Source organism: Candidatus Poriferisodalis sp., from assembly GCF_965219595.1.
GTDB lineage: Bacteria > Actinomycetota > Acidimicrobiia > Acidimicrobiales > Poriferisodalaceae > Poriferisodalis.
The window spans coordinates 3326874-3350340 of record NZ_OZ244781.1 but is presented as its reverse complement, the minus strand read 5'-3'; the positions used below and the strand labels follow the sequence as shown (position 1 = coordinate 3350340).

Sequence of the window (23467 nt, the reverse complement as noted above, 5' to 3'; positions counted from 1 at the left end):
AGCCGAGCCTGAGTCGGGGACGCTGCAGCCCGTGAGCGAGACAGCCACATCGGAGCGCCGCCGGGCGGGTCAGCGCGTGGCGCTGGTGATGGGCTCTGGCGGCATCGTCGGCGGGGCGTTCCATGCCGGCGTGCTCAAAGCGCTCGAGGACACCTGGGCGATCGACGCCCGGGAGGTCGACCTGATCGTCGGCACGTCGGCCGGGTCGATCTCGGGTGCCCTGGTGGCTGCCGGGCTGAGTCCCAGCGATCTGTTCCGCCGCGAGACACGTCAGCCCCTCAGCTCCGACGGCGAGCGGCTGCTCGGCGCGGCACGGGCCCGGCGCGGCCCGAAACGCGATGCCACCGCCAGCTTCGGGGCACCGATGGCACCCCACATCTGGATGCTCGCTGCGGCGATGCCGGGCCAGGTGGCGCCGGGTACAGCGCTGGCGTCGCTGCTGCCCCGTGGCAGGGTGCCGACGTCGCACGTGGCAGACATGGTGCGCGGGTTGTTCGAGGGGGAGTGGCCGACCGGGCCAAGACTGCGTGTGCCGGTGGTCGGTCTCGACACTGGCCAGCGGGTGGTCTTCGATGCCGACGGCCCGGCGACCCCTGCGGAGGCTGTCGCGGCGTCTTGTGCTGTGCCGGCGGTCTTCGAGCCGGTCGAGATCGACGGCACCGCGTACATCGATGCCGGCGTGCACTCGTCCGACAACCTCGATGTGCTGCGCGACGAGTCGTACGACCTGGTCGTGGTGAGCTCGCCAATGGGCATTGCCGAGCTGCCGTCTGCAGCGCGTCCGTGGGCCATGCCGATTGCCGCGGCGATGGACTTTGGCGCGACAACACTCGGCTGGAGCGCATTGCGAGTTGCCAGCCGGATGGCCACCGAATGCGAACGACTGAGCTTGACGGAGTGTGAGCGTGTGGAAATCGTCATGCCGGCATCGGCCGACCTCGATGCCATGGGCGCCAACCTGCTCGACCCGCGCCGCCGGCCGGCTGTGGCCCTGCAGGCCTACGCCACGGCGAGCGAGCAGTTCACGGCGCACCCCCTGTAGCGGATCGCTCGTGCGCCGGCGCCGGCCGGGAGGCCGCGGGTAGCGGCTCAGACCTAGAGTCTCAGCGTGTCTGCTGAAGAATCGTCCACCGCCGCCGAGATGCCGAGTCTGCGCGATGGCCTCGTGGCGTTTGTGAAACGCGATTGCCCCACCTGTCGCGACGTGGAGCCGGTGCTCGCCGAACTCGTCGACCACGCCGTGCGCAGCGGCACTCGCCTGACGGTGTTCACCCAGGACGATCCCGAGTTCATGGCTGGGCTCGGCGGGCAGTCTTCCGAGGTGGTGCACGACCACGACTTGGCAATGTCGTGGCACCACGAGATCGACACCGTGCCGACGCTCATGGCGGTGATGGACGGCCGTGAGATGGCGCGCACCGTGGGCTGGGATCGCACGAGCTGGGAGGCGCTGAGCGGCGCCGACGATCTGGGCGCCGAGCTGCCGGAAATGCGACCGGGCTGCGGCTCGATGTCGGTCGACCCATTGCTGGCCGACAAGCTGGCGCTGCGTTTCGGCGCCACGTCGTTCGCGAGCCGCAAGGTGGAGCTGGCTTCGGCGGAGGACCCCGTCGAGGCGGCGTACGACCGCGGCTGGTCTGACGGGCTGCCGGTGGTGCCTCCGACCGAGGCACGGGTGGCTGCCATGTTGGCGGGAACGAGCCGGGCGCCCGACGAGATCGTTGCGGTGGTGCCGCCGACGCTGGCCGAATGCACGGTGGAGAAGGTGGCGGTCAACGCCGTCATGGCGGGCTGCAAGCCCGAGTACCTGCCGGTGGTGCTGGCAGCGGTCGAAGCTGCCTGTACCGACACGTTCAACATGCACGGCCTGCTGTGCACGCTGTGGTTCTCAGGGCCGATCGTGATCGTGAACGGCCCGATCCGGCATCGCATCGGCATGAACACCGACAAGAACGCCCTCGGCCAGGGCAATCGCGCCAACTCCACTATCGGGCGGGCCCTGCAGCTCGTGATTCGCAACGTCGGCGGCGGCAAGCCCGGCATCGGCGGCATCGACCGCTCGGCGCTCGGGTCGCCATCGAAAGTCGGCTGGTGCTTCGCCGAAGACGAGGAGGGGCTGCCCGACGGCTGGCCGCCGCTGTCGGTGACCCGCGGGTTCGAGCCCGGGCAGGACACGGTGACGCTGTTCGCCGGGCATGGTCCGGTCGGTTGCATCGACCAGGTGTCGCGCACGCCCGGCTCGCTGATCCGCACGCTCGCCCAGCAGCTCCTGTGCGTGGGCAACCGGAAGCTGCCGGCCGAGGCGATGGTGGTGATGACGCCCGAGCACATGTCGACGTTCGCCGATTCGGGCTGGACCAAGGAGCGCTTCTACGACGAGCTGGATCCGCTGCTGCAGATGGATCTCGACTTCGCCTCGTGTGGTGCCGGGGGCATCGAGGAGGGGCTGCCTGCGTCGTTCGTGCAGCACCTGAGGGGCACTGCTGACGCCGACGGCGATGGTGACAGCGGCGTCCCAACCGACGGCGGGCACGTGTTCGGTTCGTCGGAGGGCACTGCCAGCGGGGGCTTGCGCAAGTTGCCGCCGTGGTCGCCCATGGTGGTGCGCGCCGGCGGGGGAGCGGGCGGCTTCAGCGCCATCATCGAGGGGTGGGTGCCCGGCGCCAAGGGCAGCATCCCCATCACCCATCCGATCCGCCCGTAATCGCCCAATGCCCGCTCGGGCCCGGCGATGGGTGCCGGTAGCCTCGACAGCCGTGATGACGTGGATTGTCGGTGCGATTCACCTGCTGTCGGCCTTCGGGCTGATCGGCTTGGTGCTGCTGCACAGCGGCCGTGGCGGCGGCGTGTCCGACATGTTCGGCGGCACCGTGGGATCCACCGCAGCGGGCTCGACGGTTGCCGAGAAGAACCTCAGCCGCATCACGGTGGTGGTGGCCGTCTCCTTCGGCTTCACCACGCTGATACTCGGCCTCTTGCTCGCCTAGCGGCGCGGGCCTACTGCTCGCGTGTCGGCGGCGGGACCGCTCCTCGCCTGATCGCCCGGCCTGGTCGCGCGCCGGTGCTGGCGCCGTCACGCCAGACCGTCCGGCCGTTGACCACGACGAGTTCGATGCCGCGGGCCGGCTGCTTCGGCTGCTCGAAGGTGGCGGTGTCGATCACCGTTTCGGGGTCGAAGACCACCAAATCGGCCATCGCTCCGGGCGTGAGCACCCCCCTGCCCGTGAGACCGAAGTGCCGGGCCGGCAGGCCGGTCATCTTGTGCACGGCTTCTTCCAGCGAGAAGAGGCCCTCCTCGCGTGCATAGTGGCCGAGCACCCGCGGGAAGGTGCCCCACAGCCGCGGGTGCGGGAATTCGTCGTGCGGCAGGCCATCCGAGCCGATCATGGTGCCGTGGTACGCCAGGATGCGGCGCACGTCGGACTCGTCCATCATGAAGAAGATCCCGCCGGCTGGCATCAGGGCATCGACCGCGTCTTCCGGGTCGAGACCCATGTCGGCGGCGACCTCGTTCAGGTCCCGCCCTGCTGCTTCGGGATGCGGCGCCGACCAGGTCACCAGCACTCTGCTGGCACCGAGTCGTCGTCCTGACGCCAACGTCGTCGAGCTGGCGATGTAGGGGTAGGTGTCGAGGCTGACTGCCTGGCGCTGTCGAGCAGCATCGATCTGCGCCAAAGTCTCTGCCGAGCGGCCGAAATTGGCCTGCCCAGCACATTTGTGGTGGGAGATCACCACGGGAACGTCTGCGGTACGGCCGATGGTGAACGTCTCTTCCAGTGATTCGCTGACCCCGTCCCCCTCGTCGCGCATATGGGTTGTGTGGATGCCGCCCGCTTCCTGGACGGCTCGCGCCAGCTCGATGATTTCGTCGGTCGGAGCTGCGTTGGCCGGGGCATAGAACAACCCCGTCGACAGGCCGATGGCGCCGTCTTCCAGCGCTCGTTCCAAGCGCCGTCGCATGGCCGAGATCTCACCGGCGGTCGCAGGGCGATCCAGCGTGTCCATGGCCTCCACTCGCAGCGAGGCGTGGCCGACCTGGCCGAGCGCGTTGACTGCCGCAGGCTCAGCATCGAGCGCAGCGAGGTAGTCGCCGAATTCTGCAAAGAAGCCCTCGGCGTCGGGGCACACGAGATCGAGCGGTGCGGGCGGGCGTCGGGCAGTCCGCAGAGGGGCCAGGCTGACTCCGCAGTTACCGGTGACGACGGTGGTCACGCCCTGGCTGACCTTGGGCGCCATCAACGGGTCGACCAGCAGCGCACGGTCGTCGTGTGTGTGCACGTCGATGAACCCAGGAGCTACTGCCTTGCCACCGGCGTCTATCTCGGTCGCCCCAGTGGTCTCGCGCAGATCGCCAAGCTCGGCGATCCGGTCATCGTTGACGGCGATGTCGCCATGGGCCGACGGCGCGCCCGTGCCGTCGATCAGGCGGGCGTTGCGAATGATCAGATCCACGCTGTCTGCCACTGCAGGGAGCCCCTTCCCAAGCCGGCCGAGGTCGCGAGTTCACCACAGTTCGGTTCGCCGTCCTCGTGCCCGGGGGCCTCGGCACGTATGGTTCGAGCCGCCTGCGACAAGGAGCCCTCATGGGACGTCACGCAATCAAGACACCGCCGCACCACGCCACATGGCCCGAGTACTTGGCCATCTGGCAGGCCGCCGATGAGATCGAGGTGTTCGAGTCGGCGTGGAACTGGGACCACTTCTATCCCCTGGCGCCTCCCTACAACGGTCCCAACCTGGAGGGCTGGACGATGCTCGCGGGCTTGGCGCAGGCCACTACCCGGATCCGCCTCGGAGCGATGGTGAACGGCATGCACCACCGTCATCCAGCGGTCACGGCGAACATGGCGGCCACGCTCGACCACATCTCGAACGGCCGCTTCGAGCTGGGGATGGGCGCCGGCTGGAACTTCATGGAGAGCGATGGGTACGGCATCGAGCTCGGGCCGCTGCGCGACCGGTCGGACCGGCTCGAGGAGGGCATGGAGGTGATCGTCAAGCTGCTGACCGAGACGACGACCACCCACAGGGGCCGGTTCTTCGAGCTCACCGAGGCCTGGTGCGAGCCCAAGCCGATCCAGGAGCGCATCCCGATCGTGATCGGCGGGCAGGGTCGGGTGCGGACGCTGCGAACGGCGGCCAAGTACGCCGACCAGTGGGACATGACGTTCCCTCCCGATGTCGCTGCGTGGCGGGAGCTCGACGACGTCTTGCGGGCCCACTGCGAGCGCGTCGGGCGTGACGAGGCCGAGATCGACCGGTCGATCCACCTCGGTTTCGAAGCCGGTGGTGATGTCGACAAGGCAGTCGCGGGCGCGCAGGACTTCTTCGACGCAGGGGTCGACATCGTGGTGTGGTCGTGGCGAGGCGAGCTGGATCCGGTGCGCCTCGACGCCCTCGCAACGGCGATCAGCAAGGCCTGATCCCCGCCGAATATCTGACCCTGCAGCGCTATGCTGATGCGCCCCGAAATGGCTGCCCAACGGCCGGTTTTGGGGCGTTCAGTCGGAGTGGCGGAATTGGCAGACGCGCTAGATTAAGGATCTAGTGCCCGAAAGGGTGTGGGGGTTCAAGTCCCCCCTCCGACACGAACCATCAGGGCGCAGCTACAGCGTCGGGGCCCGTTCGGGCGGACGCTCGGCACCCTGGTAGAGCAGTTCGCGCAGTGCTACGCCGGCTCGCTGGTGGAACTCGACGGCGACCGGGTCGAAGTCTCGCTGCGGTCGCGGGGTCAGCTCGAAGTTGCCGTAGTTGTCGGTGCCGCGCACGAGGGTGGCGAAGTCCCAGTCGACGAGGCGCTGCCTGGTCCGGGTCGGCATGTACTGCAACGACACGCCGATGCGACGGTCATCGGTCGTGTTCGGCCCCGATCCGTGTGCGAGCCGAACGTTGTGCATCGACATCTGGCCTGGCTCGAGTGCCATCGAGGCGACCTCTCGCTCGGAGACGTCGATCTTGAGCTCCTGGCCCCGCGTCAGCATGTTGTCCGCGTGGTAGGTCTCGTCGTGGTCGAGAAGTTCTCGGTGGCTTCCGGGGAGAACCGACATCGCACCGGCCGCCTCGGAAGCGGGTGAGAGTGCGATCCACGCGCTGACGAGCTCGTCATTGTCGAGTCCCCAGTACTCGAGGTCCTGGTGCCAGCCGACGTAGCTGGGCGAGGCCGCCTCCTTGATCCAGAAGATCGAGTTCCAGCACAGGATGTCCGGGCCGATCAGGTCCTCGACCGCGTCGAGCAGGGTCTCGTGGCGCATGAGTTCATCGAGCCACGTCCACAGCAGATGACCGCCGGCACGCTGAGCGCCGCCGAGTGGGCCGCCGCTCTCAGCCTCGTAGGCCTCGAGCTTCGCACGCGCCTCGGCGGCCTCGCTCTCGGTCAGAAGATCGACCGGCGAGACGTAGCCGCGGTCGCGGTAGTGGCGGATCTGGGCGTCGGTCAGGTGCTTCGGCATCGCGTCCCTCTCCTAGCCCGTCGTGACAGGTCGGCCTGGTTCGTCGCCGAAACTACCAATCGCCTGGACGCCCACGAAGACCAGAGGCGCTTGGTCCGCCGTGATCTGAGTCGGATCAGCTCAGGGTGACCGCTGGTGTGCTGTCGGCCCCTGCACAACTCGCAGTGAGTTCGGTGCCGCAATACCGTACGTCGTCGTACGGCATCGATCTCCGCTGCCGGCGTTCTTCGCTGAGGAGGTAGCGGATGGAGTTCGAATTCCCGGCTGAGGCGGAGCAGTTTCGGGAAGAGCTGCGGGAATTTATGGACGCAGAGCTGCCTGAGTGGTGGAAGGGCCTGTTTCACGACGACGACCGCATCTATCCGTTCACCCGAGAGTTCTGCATGAAGCTGGCGGAGCGGGATTGGCTGACGATGTCGTGGCCGGTCGAGCACGGCGGCGTCGACGCCGATGTGTGGAGCCAGATGGTCGTGCGCGAGGAGATGTGGGCGGCAGGCGAGCCCCGTGGGCCGCAGTACATGAGCCTCAACTACATCGGCCCGATGCTCATGGAGTTCGGCACCGCCGACCAGCAGGAGTGGTTCCTCAAGCCGATGGCTGTGGGCGAGGTTCTGTGGTGCCAGGGGTTCTCCGAGCCCGAGGCCGGCTCCGATCTGGCTGCGCTGTCGACGAAGGCGACCGACGCTGACGGGTGCTTCCTGGTGAACGGCCAGAAGATCTGGACCAGCTACGCGACTGCTGCGGACTGGTGCTTGTTGCTGTGCCGGACCGACCCGGGCGAGCGCAAGCACCAGGGTCTGTCGATGCTGTTGGTCGAAATGGACACGCCGGGGATCACGGTTCGGCCGATCGACTCGATGGGTGGTCCCAAGGAGTTCAACGAGGTGTTCTTCGACGACGTCGAGGTGCCCTATGACTGCTTGGTGGGTCCGCGCGGCGACGGCTGGCGGGTCGCGATGTCGACGCTGGCCCATGAGCGGGTCGGGGCTGCGCTGCATGCCCGGGTGAAGGTGCTGCTCGACGCTCTGATCGAGTACGCGACCACGACGAAGGACGAGAACGGCCAGCCGCTGGCCATGCGCCCGTCGGTGCGGTCGGGTTTGGTACGGCTGCAGGCCCGATACCGGGCAGCACGCCTGTTGTGCTACCGCATCGTGTCGGCGATGGCGGCGGGCGACGCCAACGACGTCGATCCCGCTGTGAGCAAGGTCTTCTCGTCGGAGCTCAACATCCTGATCGGCAATATCGGTCTCGACATCGTGGGCGCCCGCGGACAGCTCACAACCGGTGACGGTCTCGCCCCGCTCGACGGGCTGATGAACGATCACTGGGTCCACAGCATCCCGCAGCCGATCGCCATGGGCACCAACGAGATCCAGCGGAACATCATCGCCCAGCGCGGCCTTGGCCTGCCCCGGTAGGAGCGACTGTCATGGACCTCATGCTCAGCGACACCCAAGAGATGATCCGAGACGGCGCCCGGCGCTTTCTGGCCGACTCGCTCGATGCCGACACGGTGCGAGAGGTCGAGGCGAGTGCCGACGGCGTCCACGCCGAGATCTGGGCTCAGATGGCCGAGCTTGGCTGGACCGCCCTTGCGCTACCCGACGACATCGGCGGGGGCGGTGCCGGGCTTGCCGACCTGTGCGTGCTCGCCGAGGAGCTCGGACGGGCTGCCGCATCGACGCCGCTGGTCGCCACGGCCGGCTTCGCGGCGGCCTTCCTGCGGGCCGTCGAGCCGATGGCGGCGACCCGCGACCTGTTGAACAGACTTGCGACCAGCGACGCAGTGATCGCGCCCGCACTGGCCGACGCGGTCGGGCGCGACGAACGATCCGCCCCTTCCAGCGTCCTCACCGAGACAGACGCCGGTGCCACGATCGCGGGCGCGAAGGCGATGGTCCCCTACGCGTCGGTGGCGCAGGTGCTGCTCGTGTCGCTGAGGGCACCAGACGGCGAAGCTGTGGTCGTCGCTGTCGACCGCGACGCCGCAGGTGTGACGTGGGCGCGCCATGGCGCCACGGGCGGCGACCCGCTGTTCCACGTCGAATTCGACAACGTTTCCGTACCCGCAGGCGGCGTGCTGGCCCGCGGCCCCGCCGCGCAGCGAGCCATCGACGCCGGATTGGACGCCGCTGCTGTCCTCGCCACCGCTGAAGCGGTCGGCTGCTGCGAAGCGATGATCCGGCTCGGGTCGGAGTACGCAGCGAACCGTCAGCAGTTCGGGCGGGTGATCGGCAGCTACCAGGCGGTCGCCCACCGGCTGGCCGACATGCGCATCAACACCGATGCCTGCCGGCTCCTGGTCGCAGAGACCGCTTGGATGCTCGACCAAGGGCGCGACGCAACCCTCGAGGTCGCCGGCACCAAGGTCTTCGCCAACGACGTGATGGTCGACATGGTCCATGCCGCCCACACCGTCCACGGTGCGATCGGTTACACCACCGAGTACGACCTGCAGCTCTACACCAGGCGCGCCCGGGCGTTCTGTCTGAGCCACGGCGACACCGACGCCCAGACCGAGCGAGCCGCCGTCGCCCTCGGCCTCTAGATGATTGGTTCCAAGGGGTCAGTGGTCGTAGTGGGTGAGGGTGCGTGCTGGCAGGTGGGGGTGGTGGGTTCTGTTGTGCCAGATGGCGGCGGTGAGAGCGAGGATGCGTGCCAGGACGCGCACGGCGACGCCGGCGCGGGTGCGGCCGTTGTGGCGTTCGAGGCTGAGCTGGCCTTTGAGGGTGTCGCAGACCGATTCGATGATCTGGCGGAACGGGCGCAGGAACCGCTGGTGGGGGCGGGCGGGCTCGTTGCGGGCGGCGGGCCGGATGAGGGTGATCCCGGCGTCGTTGAGCCGGTTCTCGAAGTCTTTGCTGCGGTAGCCCTTGTCGGCGATGAGCGTCTGGCCGGGGCGGGCCAGGTCTGCGTGGTCGATCATGGCGGCGCAGGTGTCGTGTTCGTCGGCCTTGGCGCCTGCCAGGGCGAAGCTGATCGGCAGCCCCGCCGGGGTGGTGATCAGGTGCAGTCGCAGCCCCCAGAACCAGCGCGAATGCGACGCGCACCAGCCGTATTGGGCCCATCCGGCGAGCTCGGAGCGCACCGCGGTGGGTCGGCTCGTGCCGCACGGCACCGGCGTGGAGTCGGCCAGCCACACGTCGTCGTGCCAGTCCGGGCAGTCGCGGGCCAGCGCTGCTGTGACGTGGCCGATCATCTCGCCGGCGCGGCGCAGCCGCTTGTTGAAGCCCTCTCTGTTGGGCAGGTACGGGAACCACGGCCGCAGGTGCTGATGAGCGAAGCGCACGAACCCGCGCTCGGAGTCGTACCCCAATAACGCCGAGATCACCGCCAAAGTGACCAGCTCCGCGTCCGACAGCTTCGGTGCGAACCCCACACGGGGCCGCCGCGGCGCCCAGCCGGGATTGTCGGCCAACAGATCGTCAATCCTCACATACAGTGCCGTCGCGAGGGTGTCCAAGTCCGGGTTCATGCCCAGGTCCTCCAGGATCGAGGTGCAGGTACACACCCCGAGCTTGGACACCCTCACCCCACCAACAGCGGACCCCCCACCCCTTGGAACCAATCATCTAGCCGACTGCACCGCTCGGGCCACGGCTTCGCCCTTCGGCTCAGCCTCTTAGCATCGCCTGATAGACGACGGTGAGTCGTCGTCACGCACGGCTGGGGGAGGCTCGCATGGTCAGTGCCGATGAGAACCGACTCTTGACCGAAAGCGGCCCGGGAACTCCGGGAGGCGACGTGCTTCGCCGGTACTGGCAGCCGGCGGCCCTCACTGAGGAACTCGACAGCGATCGGCCGGTGGTCCCGGTTCGCTTGCTGGGGGAGGACCTCGTGCTGTTTCGTGACGATCAGGATCGGCTGGGCATGATCGGGCGCCGCTGTCCCCACCGTGGAGTCGATCTGTCGTATGGCCGGGTGGAAGACGGCGGTCTGCGCTGCCCGTTCCATGGGTGGCTCTTCGACGTGACCGGTGCGTGTCTCGAGACCCCCGCAGAGCCGCCGGCATCGACGTTCCACACGAGGGTGTGCCAAGTCCACTACCCGGTGGCCGAGCGCAACGGCATCGTGTGGGCCTTCCTGGGCGACGGCGATCCGCCCGAGCTTCCTGGGTTGGACTGCTTCGTGGCGCCGGGCCCGCAGGTGTTCGCGTTCAAGGGCATGTGGGGGTGCAACTGGCTGCAGGCTCACGAAGTCGGCATAGACCCGGCGCATGCGGCGTTCTTGCATCGCTTCCTTGGTGCCGCCGACGGCACCTATGGGCTGCAGTTCCGCGACACCATCGCGGACACCGACGTGACCGTCGCGGAGCTGATGCGGGAAGCCGCTGCGCCCGACATCACGATCGAACCCACCCCGTTCGGCTTCCGGTCCCGGACGCTGCGCCGGTACCGGGATGAGTTCACCCATGTCCGAGTCTCGAACTGCATCTTCCCCAACGCCATCACTATCGCGATGAGCCGGGAGATGAGCATCTTCCAGTGGCATGTCCCCATCGATGACCGCCGCTGCTACTGGTACTCGATGTTCGTCAGCTACGGCAACCCTGTCGATGCCGAAGTCATGCGGGCGCAGCGCATCAGCCAGGTCACCCTGCCGGGGTACCAGCCAATCGCCGACGAATCGAACAACTGGGGGTTCGATCCGGTCGAGCAGCGCGAGCGGACCTACACCGGCATGGGCGCCGACATCAATGTTCACGATCAGTGGGCGGTCGAGTCGCCCGGTCCCATCTTCGACCGCACCGCCGAACACCTCAGCCCGACCGATGCCGGCATCCGCACCCATCGCCGCATGTTCCTGGCCGCTCTCCGCCAGCCCGACGCGGACACGCTCATCGGTACGGCTGATCCCGGCGGGCTCCGTGGCCCCGGCGCCATCGACGGTGTCACCACCGGCGACGACTTCGATGCTGCGTGGCGCAATCTTGAGACCCAACGACGCGAAGCCTCAGGGTGGGCTCCCGCGCTGGCGGACTGACCATTGAGCGACACACCCAAGCTGGAGGACCGCTGGGACGCGGACTGGTCCGACGCCGCGGCGCAGGTCGAGGACCAGGTGCGCGGCCTGGGGTTGCGCAGCGTCCGGATCTCGTTCGCCGACCAGCACGGGTTGCTGCACGGCAAGGTGCTCGATGCGGCACAGATCCCGCATGCGCTGCGGAGCGGTGTCTCGTTCCCGGGTTCGCTGCTCACCAAGGACACCGGCCAGCACTACGCATTCAGCCTCTGGGAACCCGACGGCGGCCCGACGCTCGCCTCGGTCATGGGGGCGCGCGATGTGCGCATGATCCCCGACCCCACCACGTTTCGCGTACTGCCGTGGCTGGACGGGACCGGGTGGCTGCTCAGTGACCTGTACAGCGTCGAGGGCGCTCCGATCGAGCTGTCGACGCGCCGAATCTGTGCCAGGGCGCACCAGAAGCTGACGGACCAAGGGCTACGGCTTCGGGCGGGTCTCGAGATCGAGTTTCACCTCTACCGCGTCGACGAATCCTCCGGTGACCATCAACGCGTCCACCCGGGATGGGATCTGCTGGCTGAGGACTACTCCGACCGGATCGAACCGCTGCTCGAGCCAATCCAACGCCACCTCACGGCGCTCGGCCTGCCGCCGAGGACCATCGAGGCCGAGCACGGACCGAGTCAGGTCGAGCTCACCTTCGCTCCCGCCGACGGCATCGAGCCGGCAGATCAAGCAGTCCTGATCCGCGCCGCGGTGAAGCAGATAGCAAGACGGCACGGCCTGCATGCGACGTTCATGTCCAGGCCATCAGGCGACGACACCTTCACAACCGGCTGGCACATCCATCAGTCGATCGTCAGCGTCGACGACGGCCGCAACCTGTTCGCCCCGACGATCTCCGGTGAAACGCTCTCGGAGATGGCAATGCACTATCTCGGTGGGCTCCTCGACCACGCCCCCGAGTCGTGCCTGCTCACCACGCCGACCGTCACCGGCTACAAGCGCTACCGGCCTTACAGCATCGCTCCCGATCGGATTGTGTGGAGCCGCCAACACCGTGGCGCCATGCTGCGCGTCATCGATGAGCCCCCGGGGCCTGCGACCAGGATCGAGAACCGCGCCGGCGACCCCGCCGCGAACCCGTACCTCTACCTCGCATCGCAGATCCTCTCGGGGCTCGACGGCATCGAATCGAAGCTCGAAGCGCCGCCCCCCAGCGAGACGCCGTATGAGGCCGAGGCCGGGCCCCTGCTGCCCCGCACACTCGGCGATGCCATCGACGCCTTCGACCGCAGCGCCTTCTACCGCAGCACGCTCGGCGACGAGATCGTCGACTACCTCGTTGCCCTCAAGCGATCCGAATGGGCACGATTCGGGGCGGCAGTCACCGACTGGGAACAGCGCGAGTACTACGACACCTTCTAGCCGCCGCAATTGGCGGCGCGGCGACGGGGGATCAGCCGCCGGCTTCCCGGATGAGGCGTGACAGCAGCGCGGGCCGGAGCGGCTTGGTGTTGACGTTGACGTCGAGATCGGACAGTGCGTCGGCGACGGCGTTGACGAGCGCTGCCACTGCGCCGATCAGGCCGCCTTCACCCACGCCCTTGAACCCGCCGACGGTGTCGATCGACGGCGACTCGATGTGAGCGATCTGGTAGTTGGGCACGTCCACCGAACTGGGCAGGAGATAGTCCATCAGCGTCGCCGTGCGGACCCCGCCGTCGGGGTCGTAGACGAACTCCTCCATGAGCGCTTCGCCGATGCCTTGGGCCACACCGCCCATCACCTGACCGTCGACGATCATCGGGTTGATGACGCGGCCGCAGTCGTGCACGACGACGTAGCCCTCGATTTCGACAGTGCCGTCTGCAGCATCGACAGCCACCTGCGCGATGTGGGTGGCGTTGGCCATGGTGACCAGGGGCGGATCGTAGAAGTCGGTCTCCTCGATGCCGAAGCTCTCGCCTTCGGGCAGGTCGCTGGTGTTCATCGCATACGCCGTCTCGGCGACCTCTTGGAACGAGAGGCCCCGGCTCGGCACGCCGGCGACATGCATCCGGCCGTCGGCGACCACGATGTCTTCGGGCGTGGATTCGAGCATGAACGCGGCGATCCGCGCCAGCTTGAGCCTGGCTTTCTCCGACGCACGTATCAGCGCTCCGCCGCCCGTGACCGCGCTGCGGCTGGCGAAGGTGTTCGTGCCGTAGGGCCCAGCGGCAGTGTCGCCCTCCACGACCGTCACGTCTTCCAGCCGGGCACCGAGCGCGTCGGCGACAACCTGCGCGAAGGTCGTGAAGTGGCCTTGCCCTGAGTGGGCGTGGCTCACGAAGGCTGTCACTTTGCCGGTGGGCTCCACCTTCACTGTCCCGCTGTCGAACCCGGGCAGCCGTGTCAGCCCGCGGGCACGCCAGCCCGGGGCGCCCGTGCCGCTCACCTCGGTGAAGCTGCAGATGCCGATGCCCCGGTACTTGCCGTCGACGAGTCGGCCCTGGGCCTGGCTGGTACGGAACTCGTCGTAGTTGGCCATCTCCATCGCCATCTCGAGCGACTCGACGAAGCTGCCGGTGTCGTAGCGGACTCCGACGATGTTGGTCCACGGCAGCTCTGCGGTGGGCACCATGTTGCGCAGTCGAACCTCGGCTGGATCGAGCCCGAGCCGGCGGGCGATCCGATCCATGATGCCCTCGATCGCCATGAAGCAGACCGGCTGGGCCACGCCCCGGTAGGCCAGCACGGGCGCCGTGTGGGTCGCCACGGCTGTGGCCGTGTACTCGTATTCGGTGATCCGGTACGGCCCGACGATCATGCGGGCGCCGCCGGTGGTTTCGAGGGTGCAGCCGAAGGGCAGTGCTGAGTAGGCACCGCCATTGGTGCGGATCTCGGCCCTGAGCGCCAGCACGATGCCGTCGTCGTCGATCGCGGCCTCCACCCGGTAGTGGTTGTCGCGGGCGTGCACGTCGGTGAGCAGGGCGCCGTAGCGGTCCTGGATCCACTTCACGGGCCGGCGCAGGCGCAGCGCGAGCGCGGCGCAGACGAACTCCTCGGGGTACAGGGCCGCCTTGATGCCGAAACCGCCGCCGACGTCGGGCACCACGACCCTCAGCGTCGACTCCGCAACGTCGAGGAACTCGGCCAGGGCTGTCCGCAGCAGATGGTGGATCTGGGTCGAGGAGTAGAAGACCAGGTTGGCCGGCTGCTCGGGCACGGCAAGGCACCCGCGGGGCTCGATCGGCACAGCGGTCACACGGTTGGAGTTGAAGTCCTCTGCGATCACGTGGGCCGCCGCGTCGAATCCGGCGGCCACATTGTCGGTGGCGAACCGGCCCTCGAAATAGACGTTGCCCGGCACGGTCGGGTTGACCTGCGGGCGGCGGGATCGGTGGCTTCGTGAATGTCGGTGACCGCGGCAAGCGGCTCGTAGTCGACTTCCACCAGCTCGATGCCGTCTTCGGCGAGATACTGGCTCTCGGCCACCACCACAGCCACCGCCTCGCCCGCGAACCGCACCTCGTCGACTGCGATCACGTCGCGGGTGTTGAAGCTGTAGCCGGGCAGCTCGATCTGGGCAGCGATCGGCTTGACCATGGCTGCGAGATCCGCACCGGTGAGCACATCGACCACGCCGTCGAGCGCCATTGCTTCGCTCGTGTCGATCGAGGTGATCCGAGCGTGGGCGTAGGGGCTGAGCACGAAGGCGAGGTGCAGGGTGTTGAGCGGCGTGGGCAGGTCGTCGACGAAGCGGCCTTGGCCTCGCAGCAGGTACTCGTCTTCCCGGCGCAGCACGCTCTGCCCGACAGCGCCGTTCTGGTCGCCGCTCATGCTGGGTTCCTCCGTCGCAGCTCCACTGCGGCCTCGGCCACCGCGTCGACGATGTTGGCGTAGCCGGTGCAGCGACAGACGTTGTTCATCAGTGCCTCCCGGATGGCGGCCTCGTCGGGGTCGGCAGTGCGCTCCAGCAGCTCAACTGCGGTCAGGAGGAAGCCCGGCGTGCAGAAGCCGCACTGCAGCGCATGCATCTGATGGAACATCTCCTGGATCGGGTGGAGCTCGTCGAGGTCTGCAAGATCTTCCACGGTGCGGATGTCGGATCCGTCGACCGTCACAGCGAAATGCAGGCAGCTGCGGGCGGTGCGGCCGTCGAGCAGCACCGTGCATGCGCCGCACACCCCTTGCTCGCAGCCGATGTGGGCGCCCGTCAGGCCGAGATCGTGCCGCAGGTAGTCGACGAGCAGCCGTCGAGGCTCGACCCGGGACTGTCGGGTGCGCCCGTTGACGGTGACCGTCACCTCGACTTCGTCTGTCATGGACGCTCCCCTTCCAGCAGGCCGCGTTCGAGGAGAACGCCGACGAGGTGTCGCCGGTAGCCGGCATCGGCGTGGATGTCGCCGGTCGGGTCGACCTCACTGCGGGCTGCCGCGACGGCGGCTGCGATCGCCGCCGGGCCGAGATCGGAGCCGACCAGCGCACTCTCGGCGTCGCCCAGTCGCTGAGCCACCGACCCGACGCCGAACGCCGCAATGCGTGCCATCGTGCAGATGTCGTCCGAGCTGGCCCACCGCAGTGCCACCCCGCCCACCGGGAACACGTGGCCCCCGTTCGAGACTTCCCCTACGGCGCTTCGCTCGCTTGGGTCCTGTCGGGCGAACGTGACCGCCGAGACGACCTCGCCCGGCTCGATGCAGGTGGTCATCTCAGCGACGAAGAAGTCGTGGGCCGGCACCCGACGTTCGCCGGCGGCACTCGTGAGCACCAGATCGGCCTCCAACGCGAGCGCAACGGCCGGCAGCTCCGCCAGCGGGTCGCAGTGCGCCAGGCTGCCGCAGACGGTGCCGCGGTTGCGCGTGGCGGGCAGCCCGACGTGGGGGAGAGCCTTGGCCAGCAGCGGGCACTCGGCCTGGACAAGCGGGCTGGTCTCGGCATCGATCTGGCGCACGAGCGCACCGATGACAAGGCGGTCGTCGACAAGCCGGATGTAGTCGAGCTCGTGACAGCGGTTGATCGACACGACCACCTCGGGTCGAGCCAGCCGGAGGTTCATGAGCGGAACCAGGCTCTGGCCGCCAGCGAGGATCTGGGCGTCGTCGCCGTGCTCGGCCAGCGCTTGCACCACCTCGTCGAGCGACTCGGGGGCGACAAACGAGAACGGTGCGGGTTTCATGGCGACTCAGACGACCGGTTGCAGGTCGGCCGCCAGGGCCACCAATGACTCAGGGCCCACGATGGCGCCGTCCTCGACGACACGCTGCCCGTCGATGTCGATGGTGTGCATGAACAGCACCGCATCGGGGTGGTTCTCACCGCCGCCGGGATCCCACCACGGCATTCCCATGCCGATGGCGTTGTTGCCCTGGGTACGGGTGTCCTCGATAAACGAGCTGCCGGTCACCCGGGCCGTGGGATGGATGCCGTGGGTGAAGTGGATGACGTAGCCGTAGTTGCCGTCGGAGCCCGCCCGTCGCAGCGCCCGGTCGGCGACCGTGCGCTCGTTGCCGCCGCCCGAGACGGCGCGGATGCGGCCGTCGATCTCCAGCGTCATGGGTGCGGCGAGCGAGGTGTAGTACTCGTGAAAGATGGCGCCGATCTCGATGCGCCCCTTCACCGATTCGACCTCGGGAAACAGCGTGCATTGCCCCGGCACCAATACTGTGCCCGGCTTGTCGGCTCGTCTCGGCTTGGAGAACCCACGCTCCCCGAGCGTGAAGCTCACGTCGGTGCCGCCGCCGTCGGTGATGCGCACGGGCTTGCCCTCAGCGTCGTTCACCAGCGCGTCGAAGGCATGGTGCACGGCGAAGTAGCGGTCGAGATCGACCCGCCCGAACAGCCTCAGCAGGCCCCCGGCGTTGAGGTCGGCACCCAGCAGGTAGCGGATGTGGTTGCCCTCCATCGCCTGATCGTGCAGTTCCGAGCCGGCGAGGTAGGGGAACGTGAGATCGATCCACACATCTGCGGCCAGCGCTGCAGCCGAGACTGCCGGCGTGAGGTACGGATCGGCGAGGCGGCCCTGATACGGCAGCGGCGGGATCAACATCACCGATGAATTGGCGCCGGCAAGCAGAGATGCCCGGTGTATCGCCTGCCACACTTCGGGGTCGCTGTCGGTGTCGGCGGTGATCACGACGGTCTCGCCGGGCTCCAACGCCATGTAGTCGCGCATCAGCACGTCGGCTGCGCCCGCAACCGTCGCGGTCATGGGGTTGCCCCGTCGACAATGCGGTCCAGGTAGCCGTTGAGGTAGTTGTGAATGCCCTTCTCCAGGGTGCTCATGCGCCCAGGCCGGTAGGCGGGCGAGCTCATCGCCTGCTGCATCGACTCGATCATCAGCCGATCCTCTTCGAGCACCAGGATCTGGTAATCGTGGTAGATCTTCAGCGTCTCGTCGAAGTCGGGCCGGTCGAAGAACTCCTCGGGGAACAGGTGGTAGACGACCACCCGGGTGTGGCCCTCGTCGATCGGCCACGCGATCATCGGGCGGATGCAGTCGATGCGGCCGAAGAACGTCAGGTTGGGCGACCTGAACGCAGTGCAGGCAAAGCTGTGCGGGCGGTCCTCCAACCACGGCATCTTGCCCAGCAGCGGCTCGGCCCCTGGGGTGGGCGGGCCGGCGTTGTAGAAGATCGACAGGCCGCCGTCGGGCTTGATGTTGACGTGGTCAGGCTCGAAGCTGAAGTTGGCGCCGAAGCTGCCCGCGTGCAGCACACCGACGTGGTAGAAGTCCATCAGGTTCTCGTGCACGAACTTCCAGTTGCACGCCAGGTCGATGTCGATCTTGTTGCCCAGGCGGCACTTCTCCCACCCGAGGAACGAGAACTCCTCGTCGAGCACGGCCATCGCGTCGGCCAGCGGCTTGGCATCGGGGTCGAAGTTGATGAACATGTTGCCCCGCCACACATCGAGCCGCAGCGGTGTGAGGGCGCAGTCGGCGACGTCGAAGTCCTTGGAGTCGGCCATGTAGGCGGCTCCCTTCAACTGGCCGTCGAGACCGTAGACCCAGCCGTGGTAGGGGCAGCTGAAGGCCTTGAGATTGCCCGATCCGTACGCAACCTCGACGCCCCGGTGGACGCACATGTTGTAGTTGGCGTGCAGCTCGCCATCCCGGTCGCGAGAGAGCAGCACGGGCTCGCCGACCAGGCGCAGCGCCATGAAGTCACCCGGTTCGGCCAGCTCCTCGACCCGCCCGACGTACAGCCACTCGCGCTTGAAGTACTCGTCCACCTCGCGACGGAAGATCTCCGGGCTGGCATAGATCGCGCCCGGCGCATGGCTGGCCTCGTCGAGCGCCGCCCTGGTTCTCCCCGGATCCAACTCGGACGAATCCGACATCGCGTCCCCCTTTCCCCCGGTAACGCAGTGCGGGATTCACTCCGCTCTTCGGAAACTAACAGGGCACCGGCCGGAGGTCCGTCGAGATGCCTATGCGCAGGTCGGTCACGACGCGCCCACCCAGGGCACCTTCCGCCCCGAGCTGCTCAACTACAACCCCGCAACCGTGCCGCTCCGCTGAGCCGAGTCAGCCGTGGACGATCTCGCCAAGGGCGTCCCCGTCAGCAGGCACTGACATCGACGTGGGGGTAGTCGCCGCATGGGTGATGTCCCCTTCGCCGCTCCGTTCGGCAACCGCGGGGAGTGGACGAGCCTTCGACGGCACGTGGATCCAGCTCGCGGGTTAGCGTCAGCTGGCACGACATTGCACGAGGGGGTAGCAGGCGATGGCGACGAGAATGTCGTTGTGGCGACTCAACGACGATGGTTCGATTGCTCCGGTCGGCGAGCAGCCACTCGAGACGGAAGAACAGATTGAGTCGGCAGTCGAGTCGGATCCGAAACTGCTGGGTATTGATCTGCTGATCATCGGGCGTCAAGTTCAGACGCCGTCCGGCCCTCTTGACCTGCTCGCTCTGGATAGCGACGCGCAACTCGTCGTGATCGAGAACAAACGGAATCGCACACCACGCGAGGTTCTTGCCCAAACCATCGACTACGCAGCATGGGTGGCAACTCTGACATTCGACAAAGTGGAGGCCACTTACGCTAAGTACAGGGCAACCTCGGGTCGCGAGGACGCGGACCTTGCGACCGACTTCGAAGAGCAGTTCGGCGAGCAACTCGACACGCTCGGTGACATTCCGAAGATGATCGTGGTCGCGGCGCACCTCGACGATTCGACCGAGCGCATGATCGAATTCCTGAACGACGCTTTCGACGTTCCTGTGAATGCGGTTCTCTTTCAGCCATTCGAGGGCGGCTTGTTGGGCCGTACCTGGCTCAGACCTGATGTCGCGGGTGCCAGATCTTCAGGGAAGCGCTCGGCGACGAGTGCGGCGAGGCGGGAGCAGGCGCGACGGTTCTGGGAAGCGTGGTTGCCTACGGGACGTGAAGTTCTCGTTGACATCAAGCTTCCTGCCAACGCACCGAACTTCCCGTGGATCAGTCGACGGATCACCCCCGGTATCCCGGCGAAGATCGAGTTGTCAGTGAGGTCTTCGTTTGCCTATGCGGAAGTCCAATTCGACGACGACGATCCCAAGTTCAACGACTCGCTTCTGAGAGCCCTCGAACACCGACGGCCTGAGATCGAGAAGGCGTATGGCAGCCAGTTGGACTGGCGCGGTCTCGCCAGTAACGCACAGCAGACGAAGCGCACCAAGGTCGTTGCACCGCAAGTTGGCATCGGCGATAGGGCTGAGCCGCACGATGAAGGGCTGCAGGCGTTGGCGCTATCCGCTCGTCGGCTTGTTGATGCAGTGAAACCGCATCTTCAGGATGCCCTCGAGGAGGCGTCGTCGGCGGGCAGCGACGAGGTGGAGTTGGACTAGGTCGAGGCTTTTCGCTCCGTTGTTCGGGGTGCGAGTACGGAGCGGTCGTAGAAGCCGAGGGCGTTCTCGTAGTCCATGTCGAACCCGAGGCGGCCGCGGACGGCGTCGGGGAGTGCGAGCACATCGGCCAGAGGAATCGACACGTGCTGGTTCTCTTCTTGGCGGAGCCAGCCGAGGTTGTAGGTGAGCACGATTCCGTAGCGCCAGTCCCCAGAGGTGCTGTTGGCGCCGGCGCCATGCAGGGTGCCGCCGAGCCAGTACAGCACCGAGCCGGCGGGCATCTCGGCGCGGACGACCTCGTCGGGTGCGGCCTTGCGGTCGGCGTCCCAGCGGTGGCTGCCGGGCACGAGCTGCGTACCGCCGTTGTCAGCGGTGAAATCCGACATGGCCCACATCGAGGCCAGGATCAGGTTGGGGCGGGGGAGCGGGAAGTACGGGTAGAGATCTTCCTCGCGGTGCAGCACCTGGTCGCGGGCGCCCGGCCCGACCTCCAGCGCGGCGGTGACGTTGAGGGTCCACTTGGAGCAGTTCGGCAGCAGGTGGCGGTCGGCGAGCTGCTCGGTGACCGGGTGCATCATCAGGTCGCGCATCGTCGGCGAGCGGTGCATGAGCGCCACCACTCGGCGGGTGATGCCGGGGTAGAAGGCGTCCGGCTTGTCGTCTGCCACCTTGGCGGTCGCCATGCGGTCGGCCAGCTCCGCACGGACTGCGGTCACCTGCCCGGGACTCGCCATGTCCTCGACGACGAGGCAGCCGGCGCCGTCGAGCTTGGTGTACATGGCGTCGGGGTCATCGTTCGCCGAGCATGCCGGAATGGTTGACGACATGGCGCTCCCCTTGGTTGCGATTGGCGGGACCACGACTCATCGCTCCGCCGACGATCGTCGACCGTCTCGGCGCGATGCTGCCGAGAACACTAGATGCGTTCAAGTCCTGCCCATCTGTCCTGGGTCTGTGACTATGTGCCAGCAGCCGAGGAACTCGGTCCGCGGCACGCGGCTATCGGGAGAGGAACCGCATGACGTCACCGCTGCATGATCCTGTGCTGGAGGGGCTGCTCGACCGGCTGCATGCCCAGAGCGACGAGCAAGTTGCCGAGACGTCGGCGTTCACTGCGGAGCAACGGCGTTTGAGTGGCCGGGACCGCAGCCAGCGCGGCTTCGACGACAACATGCGCCGTTTCTTTAGCGACAAGCTCGTCGCGCTGGATCGAGACAAGGCGACGTTCTGCTACCAGGTCTGCCGTGCGCTCGGCGCTCGCCGTGTTGTCGAGGCCGGCACGTCCCACGGTGTGTCCACGCTCTACTTGGCTGCCGCCGTGCGGGACAACGGTCACGACGATGGCGTGGTGATCGCCACCGAGTACGAGTCGGACAAGGCCGCCATTGCTCGGGCCAACTTCTCCGAAGCGGGGCTCGCTCGATGGATCGAGCTGCGAGAAGGCGATCTGCGCGAGACGTTGGTCGACTGCGGGGGACCTGTCGACTTCATGCTCGTCGACATCTGGCACGTCGCTCTCGACGCGCTTGAGCTGGTCGCCCCAGCCCTGCGTCCCGGCGCGGTCGTCGTCACCGACAACACCATCGCGTCCGCTGAGGGTTACCAGCCCTACTTCGAGTTCCTCAACGATCCGGCCAACAAGCTCCGCACGATGACCCTGCCCTTCACCGGAGGCCTCGAATTCACCATCCGCATCGACTAGCCGATCTTGGGCTCAAACGCCAACCTGAACACCTGCGCTCAACGTCTGCGCCGTCGGCTCATCTGCGTCGCCTGTGCCCACGGGGGTGCTGGGGTTAGTCGAGCGTGGCGGCGAGCCACGCTGCTATCTCGGGTTGGCGCTGCTGCCAGTACGCGGCGGCTGTAGGGCTGGCGTCGGCTTTCGCGGCTTCCGCGAGCCACGGGTCGTCGGCGACGTCGGCGAATGAGCCGAGCGCGATCACGATGTGAGCGACGGAGGGGTGCCCGAGCGTCACGCCGTAGCGCTCTGCGTAGAGGCGCAGGCCGACCTGCGGGCCGATTCCGGCGTCGGTCTCGATGTGCATGAGGTCGTAGTAGTCGCGCATCTCCCCGCGGTCGCCGATCACCTTGTACTTCGTCGCGGTGATGTCTCGCATTGATCCGACTGCCAGCCCTTCGACGATGGTGGGTTCGTCGAGTCGGTTCTGGTTGCGCGCATGCAGGAACTGAACCTTGACCCCGTCGACGCTGCAGTTCAGTGTTCCCTCGGCGATGCCCGCGACGGCGACTGCCGCCTCGGTCTGCAAGCGCTCCAGCACCGTCTGCGGGTTGAACGGCTCATGTACGAACACGTCGAGGTCTCGACTGCGGCGATGCCTGAGATACATCGCTAGGGCGGTGCCTCCCATGAGCTCACCTGAGTCCGGCGTCGCCGCTGCGACTACGGGCCAGCAGGCGCGTGTCGCTGCGTCGAGGATGTCCGACCAGTCGTCGAGCGACTCGCCGCTCAGCCGCGATCGGTCGACGGTCACGACGGGGCTGCGGTGCGGTGGACGAGAGCGTTGTTGATGAGGTCGCGGGTGTGCGGGCGTGTCGAGCGCAGCCCCAGGCACGACCGCAGGGCGTCGACGGGTAAGCGCGCTGATGCCCACAGCGCGGCGAGGGCCGATGGGCCGTTGAGCAGGCGGTGGGCGACATATTCGGCGTCGGCTGGGATACTCAGCGAGGACGGGTCGGGATGGTTCCACATCAGCGGCCAGAACTGGGGCGGGACGGGTCCGCTGAACTCGCCCGGCGCCGCGGGCGCCGGCAGGCGTACATGCTGGGCCTGGGCTTGGAGCTGCCGCCAGCCGGGCAATGACATCACCGGTTCCCAGGTGCTGCGCTCGCGGATGCCGTGGCGCCAGCCCTGCGTCGACGTGCGTTGCCTGACTGCGCCGCGGCGTGCCAGCGATTCCAAGGCTGCTTTCGCCGCCCACCAGGACAGGCCCGCCGCTCGCGAGGCGGCCGCGATGCTGCTGATGGCGGCGTGGCGCGTCACTGCGGCGAGCATCAAGCGCTCGCTGCGCGTCAGCGGGCGGCCCCCGGCGGGCAATTCGGCCGCGGCGGGCTCGGGCCTGTCTTGTTCGACTTGCCTGCACTTGTCGCTCACCGCCTCGCGGACGAATTGCGCGACCGTCGCGCCCGTGGTGTGGGCGGCCTGGGTGACGCGGCCCAGATCGTGGGCGCTGATGCGAAGCGATAGCTGAGCTTCGAGAAGCGGTACAGCCATGA

22 protein-coding genes and 1 tRNA gene are annotated in these 23467 nt (G+C 67.5%); 11 read left to right on the top strand and 12 right to left on the bottom strand.

Features of this window, described 5'->3' with window-relative positions:
- The first annotated feature begins 31 nt into the window (after positions 1-31).
- The 3 genes from ACOQPE_RS14855 (at position 32) to secG (ending at position 2987) form a co-directional block, all read left to right on the top strand.
- Positions 32-1042: a patatin-like phospholipase family protein gene (locus ACOQPE_RS14855; protein WP_420609662.1), complete on the top strand. Its 1011-nt coding sequence runs from the start codon at positions 32-34 to the stop codon at positions 1040-1042.
- A 66-nt stretch (positions 1043-1108) separates the two neighbouring features.
- A complete protein-coding gene (locus tag ACOQPE_RS14850) occupies positions 1109-2704 on the top strand; it encodes a thioredoxin (protein ID WP_420609661.1) in 1596 nt (531 codons plus the stop codon).
- A gap of 55 nt (positions 2705-2759) precedes the next feature.
- Entirely contained in the window at positions 2760-2987 is a 228-nt protein-coding gene (gene secG, locus ACOQPE_RS14845) for a preprotein translocase subunit SecG (RefSeq protein ID WP_419856399.1), read from the top strand.
- Between the two features lie 10 nt (positions 2988-2997).
- Here the strand turns inward: secG and ACOQPE_RS14840 are convergent, their stop codons facing one another.
- The gene (locus ACOQPE_RS14840; protein WP_420609660.1) at positions 2998-4464 is read right to left on the bottom strand and encodes an N-acyl-D-amino-acid deacylase family protein; all 1467 of its coding nucleotides are present in this window, start codon (positions 4462-4464) and stop codon (positions 2998-3000) included.
- A gap of 119 nt (positions 4465-4583) precedes the next feature.
- Here ACOQPE_RS14840 and ACOQPE_RS14835 point away from each other — a divergent pair, with 119 nt between their 5' ends.
- Both ACOQPE_RS14835 and ACOQPE_RS14830 read left to right on the top strand, forming a co-directional pair.
- Positions 4584-5423, top strand: coding sequence for a TIGR03560 family F420-dependent LLM class oxidoreductase (locus ACOQPE_RS14835; protein ID WP_420609659.1), 840 nt, complete (start codon positions 4584-4586; stop codon positions 5421-5423).
- An 81-nt stretch (positions 5424-5504) separates the two neighbouring features.
- Positions 5505-5588, top strand: a tRNA-Leu gene (locus tag ACOQPE_RS14830).
- Between the two features lie 18 nt (positions 5589-5606).
- On the opposite strand, the gene ACOQPE_RS14825 is transcribed toward ACOQPE_RS14830, so the two are convergent.
- A complete protein-coding gene (locus ACOQPE_RS14825) occupies positions 5607-6449 on the bottom strand; it encodes a phytanoyl-CoA dioxygenase family protein (protein ID WP_420609658.1) in 843 nt (280 codons plus the stop codon).
- 245 nt (positions 6450-6694) lie between these two features.
- On the opposite strand from ACOQPE_RS14825, the gene ACOQPE_RS14820 reads away from it, so the two are divergent.
- Together ACOQPE_RS14820 and ACOQPE_RS14815 are read left to right on the top strand one after the other, a co-directional pair.
- Positions 6695-7870 (top strand): acyl-CoA dehydrogenase family protein, encoded by a 1176-nt coding sequence (locus ACOQPE_RS14820; RefSeq protein WP_420609657.1) that lies wholly within the window; start codon positions 6695-6697, stop codon positions 7868-7870.
- An 11-nt stretch (positions 7871-7881) separates the two neighbouring features.
- Positions 7882-9000: an acyl-CoA dehydrogenase family protein gene (locus ACOQPE_RS14815; protein ID WP_420609656.1), complete on the top strand. Its 1119-nt coding sequence runs from the start codon at positions 7882-7884 to the stop codon at positions 8998-9000.
- A gap of 18 nt (positions 9001-9018) precedes the next feature.
- Here ACOQPE_RS14815 and ACOQPE_RS14810 read toward each other — a convergent pair whose 3' ends face one another.
- Positions 9019-9927 (bottom strand): IS982 family transposase, encoded by a 909-nt coding sequence (locus ACOQPE_RS14810; protein WP_420611212.1) that lies wholly within the window; start codon positions 9925-9927, stop codon positions 9019-9021.
- 206 nt (positions 9928-10133) lie between these two features.
- Between ACOQPE_RS14810 and ACOQPE_RS14805 the strand changes: the two genes are divergently transcribed.
- Together ACOQPE_RS14805 and ACOQPE_RS14800 are read left to right on the top strand one after the other, a co-directional pair.
- Positions 10134-11435: a Rieske 2Fe-2S domain-containing protein gene (locus ACOQPE_RS14805; protein ID WP_420609655.1), complete on the top strand. Its 1302-nt coding sequence runs from the start codon at positions 10134-10136 to the stop codon at positions 11433-11435.
- A 3-nt stretch (positions 11436-11438) separates the two neighbouring features.
- On the top strand, positions 11439-12845 hold the full coding sequence (locus ACOQPE_RS14800; protein WP_420609654.1) for a glutamine synthetase family protein: 1407 nt from the start codon (positions 11439-11441) through the stop codon (positions 12843-12845).
- A 31-nt stretch (positions 12846-12876) separates the two neighbouring features.
- Here ACOQPE_RS14800 and ACOQPE_RS14795 read toward each other — a convergent pair whose 3' ends face one another.
- From ACOQPE_RS14795 to ACOQPE_RS14770, 6 genes are read right to left on the bottom strand one after another with little or no spacing between them, the layout of a single operon-like run.
- Positions 12877-14769 (bottom strand): xanthine dehydrogenase family protein molybdopterin-binding subunit, encoded by a 1893-nt coding sequence (locus ACOQPE_RS14795; protein WP_420609653.1) that lies wholly within the window; start codon positions 14767-14769, stop codon positions 12877-12879.
- Positions 14691-15239 (bottom strand): hypothetical protein, encoded by a 549-nt coding sequence (locus ACOQPE_RS14790; protein WP_420609652.1) that lies wholly within the window; start codon positions 15237-15239, stop codon positions 14691-14693. Before ACOQPE_RS14790 ends, ACOQPE_RS14795 begins: the two co-directional genes overlap by 79 nt.
- Positions 15236-15724: a (2Fe-2S)-binding protein gene (locus ACOQPE_RS14785; RefSeq protein WP_420609651.1), complete on the bottom strand. Its 489-nt coding sequence runs from the start codon at positions 15722-15724 to the stop codon at positions 15236-15238. Before ACOQPE_RS14785 ends, ACOQPE_RS14790 begins: the two co-directional genes overlap by 4 nt.
- Positions 15721-16578, bottom strand: a complete 858-nt coding sequence (locus ACOQPE_RS14780) for an FAD binding domain-containing protein (protein WP_420609650.1) — start codon at positions 16576-16578, stop codon at positions 15721-15723. The genes ACOQPE_RS14785 and ACOQPE_RS14780 overlap by 4 nt, the downstream gene beginning before the upstream one ends.
- A 6-nt stretch (positions 16579-16584) precedes the next feature.
- Positions 16585-17610, bottom strand: coding sequence for a hypothetical protein (locus tag ACOQPE_RS14775; RefSeq protein ID WP_420609649.1), 1026 nt, complete (start codon positions 17608-17610; stop codon positions 16585-16587).
- On the bottom strand, positions 17607-18740 hold the full coding sequence (locus tag ACOQPE_RS14770; protein WP_420609648.1) for an aromatic ring-hydroxylating oxygenase subunit alpha: 1134 nt from the start codon (positions 18738-18740) through the stop codon (positions 17607-17609). Before ACOQPE_RS14770 ends, ACOQPE_RS14775 begins: the two co-directional genes overlap by 4 nt.
- A 386-nt stretch (positions 18741-19126) precedes the next feature.
- Between ACOQPE_RS14770 and ACOQPE_RS14765 the strand changes: the two genes are divergently transcribed.
- Positions 19127-20233, top strand: coding sequence for a DUF4268 domain-containing protein (locus ACOQPE_RS14765; protein WP_420609647.1), 1107 nt, complete (start codon positions 19127-19129; stop codon positions 20231-20233).
- Here ACOQPE_RS14765 and ACOQPE_RS14760 read toward each other — a convergent pair.
- Positions 20230-21060 carry a phytanoyl-CoA dioxygenase family protein gene (locus ACOQPE_RS14760; RefSeq protein ID WP_420609646.1) on the bottom strand — a complete coding sequence of 277 codons (831 nt, stop codon included), beginning with the start codon at positions 21058-21060 and terminating at the stop codon, positions 20230-20232. The genes ACOQPE_RS14765 and ACOQPE_RS14760 overlap by 4 nt on opposite strands.
- 191 nt (positions 21061-21251) lie before the next feature.
- On the opposite strand from ACOQPE_RS14760, the gene ACOQPE_RS14755 reads away from it, so the two are divergent.
- Complete coding sequence (locus tag ACOQPE_RS14755; protein ID WP_420609645.1) at positions 21252-21935, top strand: O-methyltransferase; 684 nt, start codon at positions 21252-21254, stop codon at positions 21933-21935.
- A gap of 94 nt (positions 21936-22029) precedes the next feature.
- Here ACOQPE_RS14755 and ACOQPE_RS14750 read toward each other — a convergent pair whose 3' ends face one another.
- The gene (locus ACOQPE_RS14750; RefSeq protein ID WP_420609644.1) at positions 22030-22725 is read right to left on the bottom strand and encodes a nucleotidyl transferase AbiEii/AbiGii toxin family protein; all 696 of its coding nucleotides are present in this window, start codon (positions 22723-22725) and stop codon (positions 22030-22032) included.
- On the bottom strand, positions 22722-23465 hold the full coding sequence (locus tag ACOQPE_RS14745; protein ID WP_420609643.1) for a hypothetical protein: 744 nt from the start codon (positions 23463-23465) through the stop codon (positions 22722-22724). Before ACOQPE_RS14745 ends, ACOQPE_RS14750 begins: the two co-directional genes overlap by 4 nt.
- Between the last annotated feature and the right edge of the window lie 2 nt (positions 23466-23467).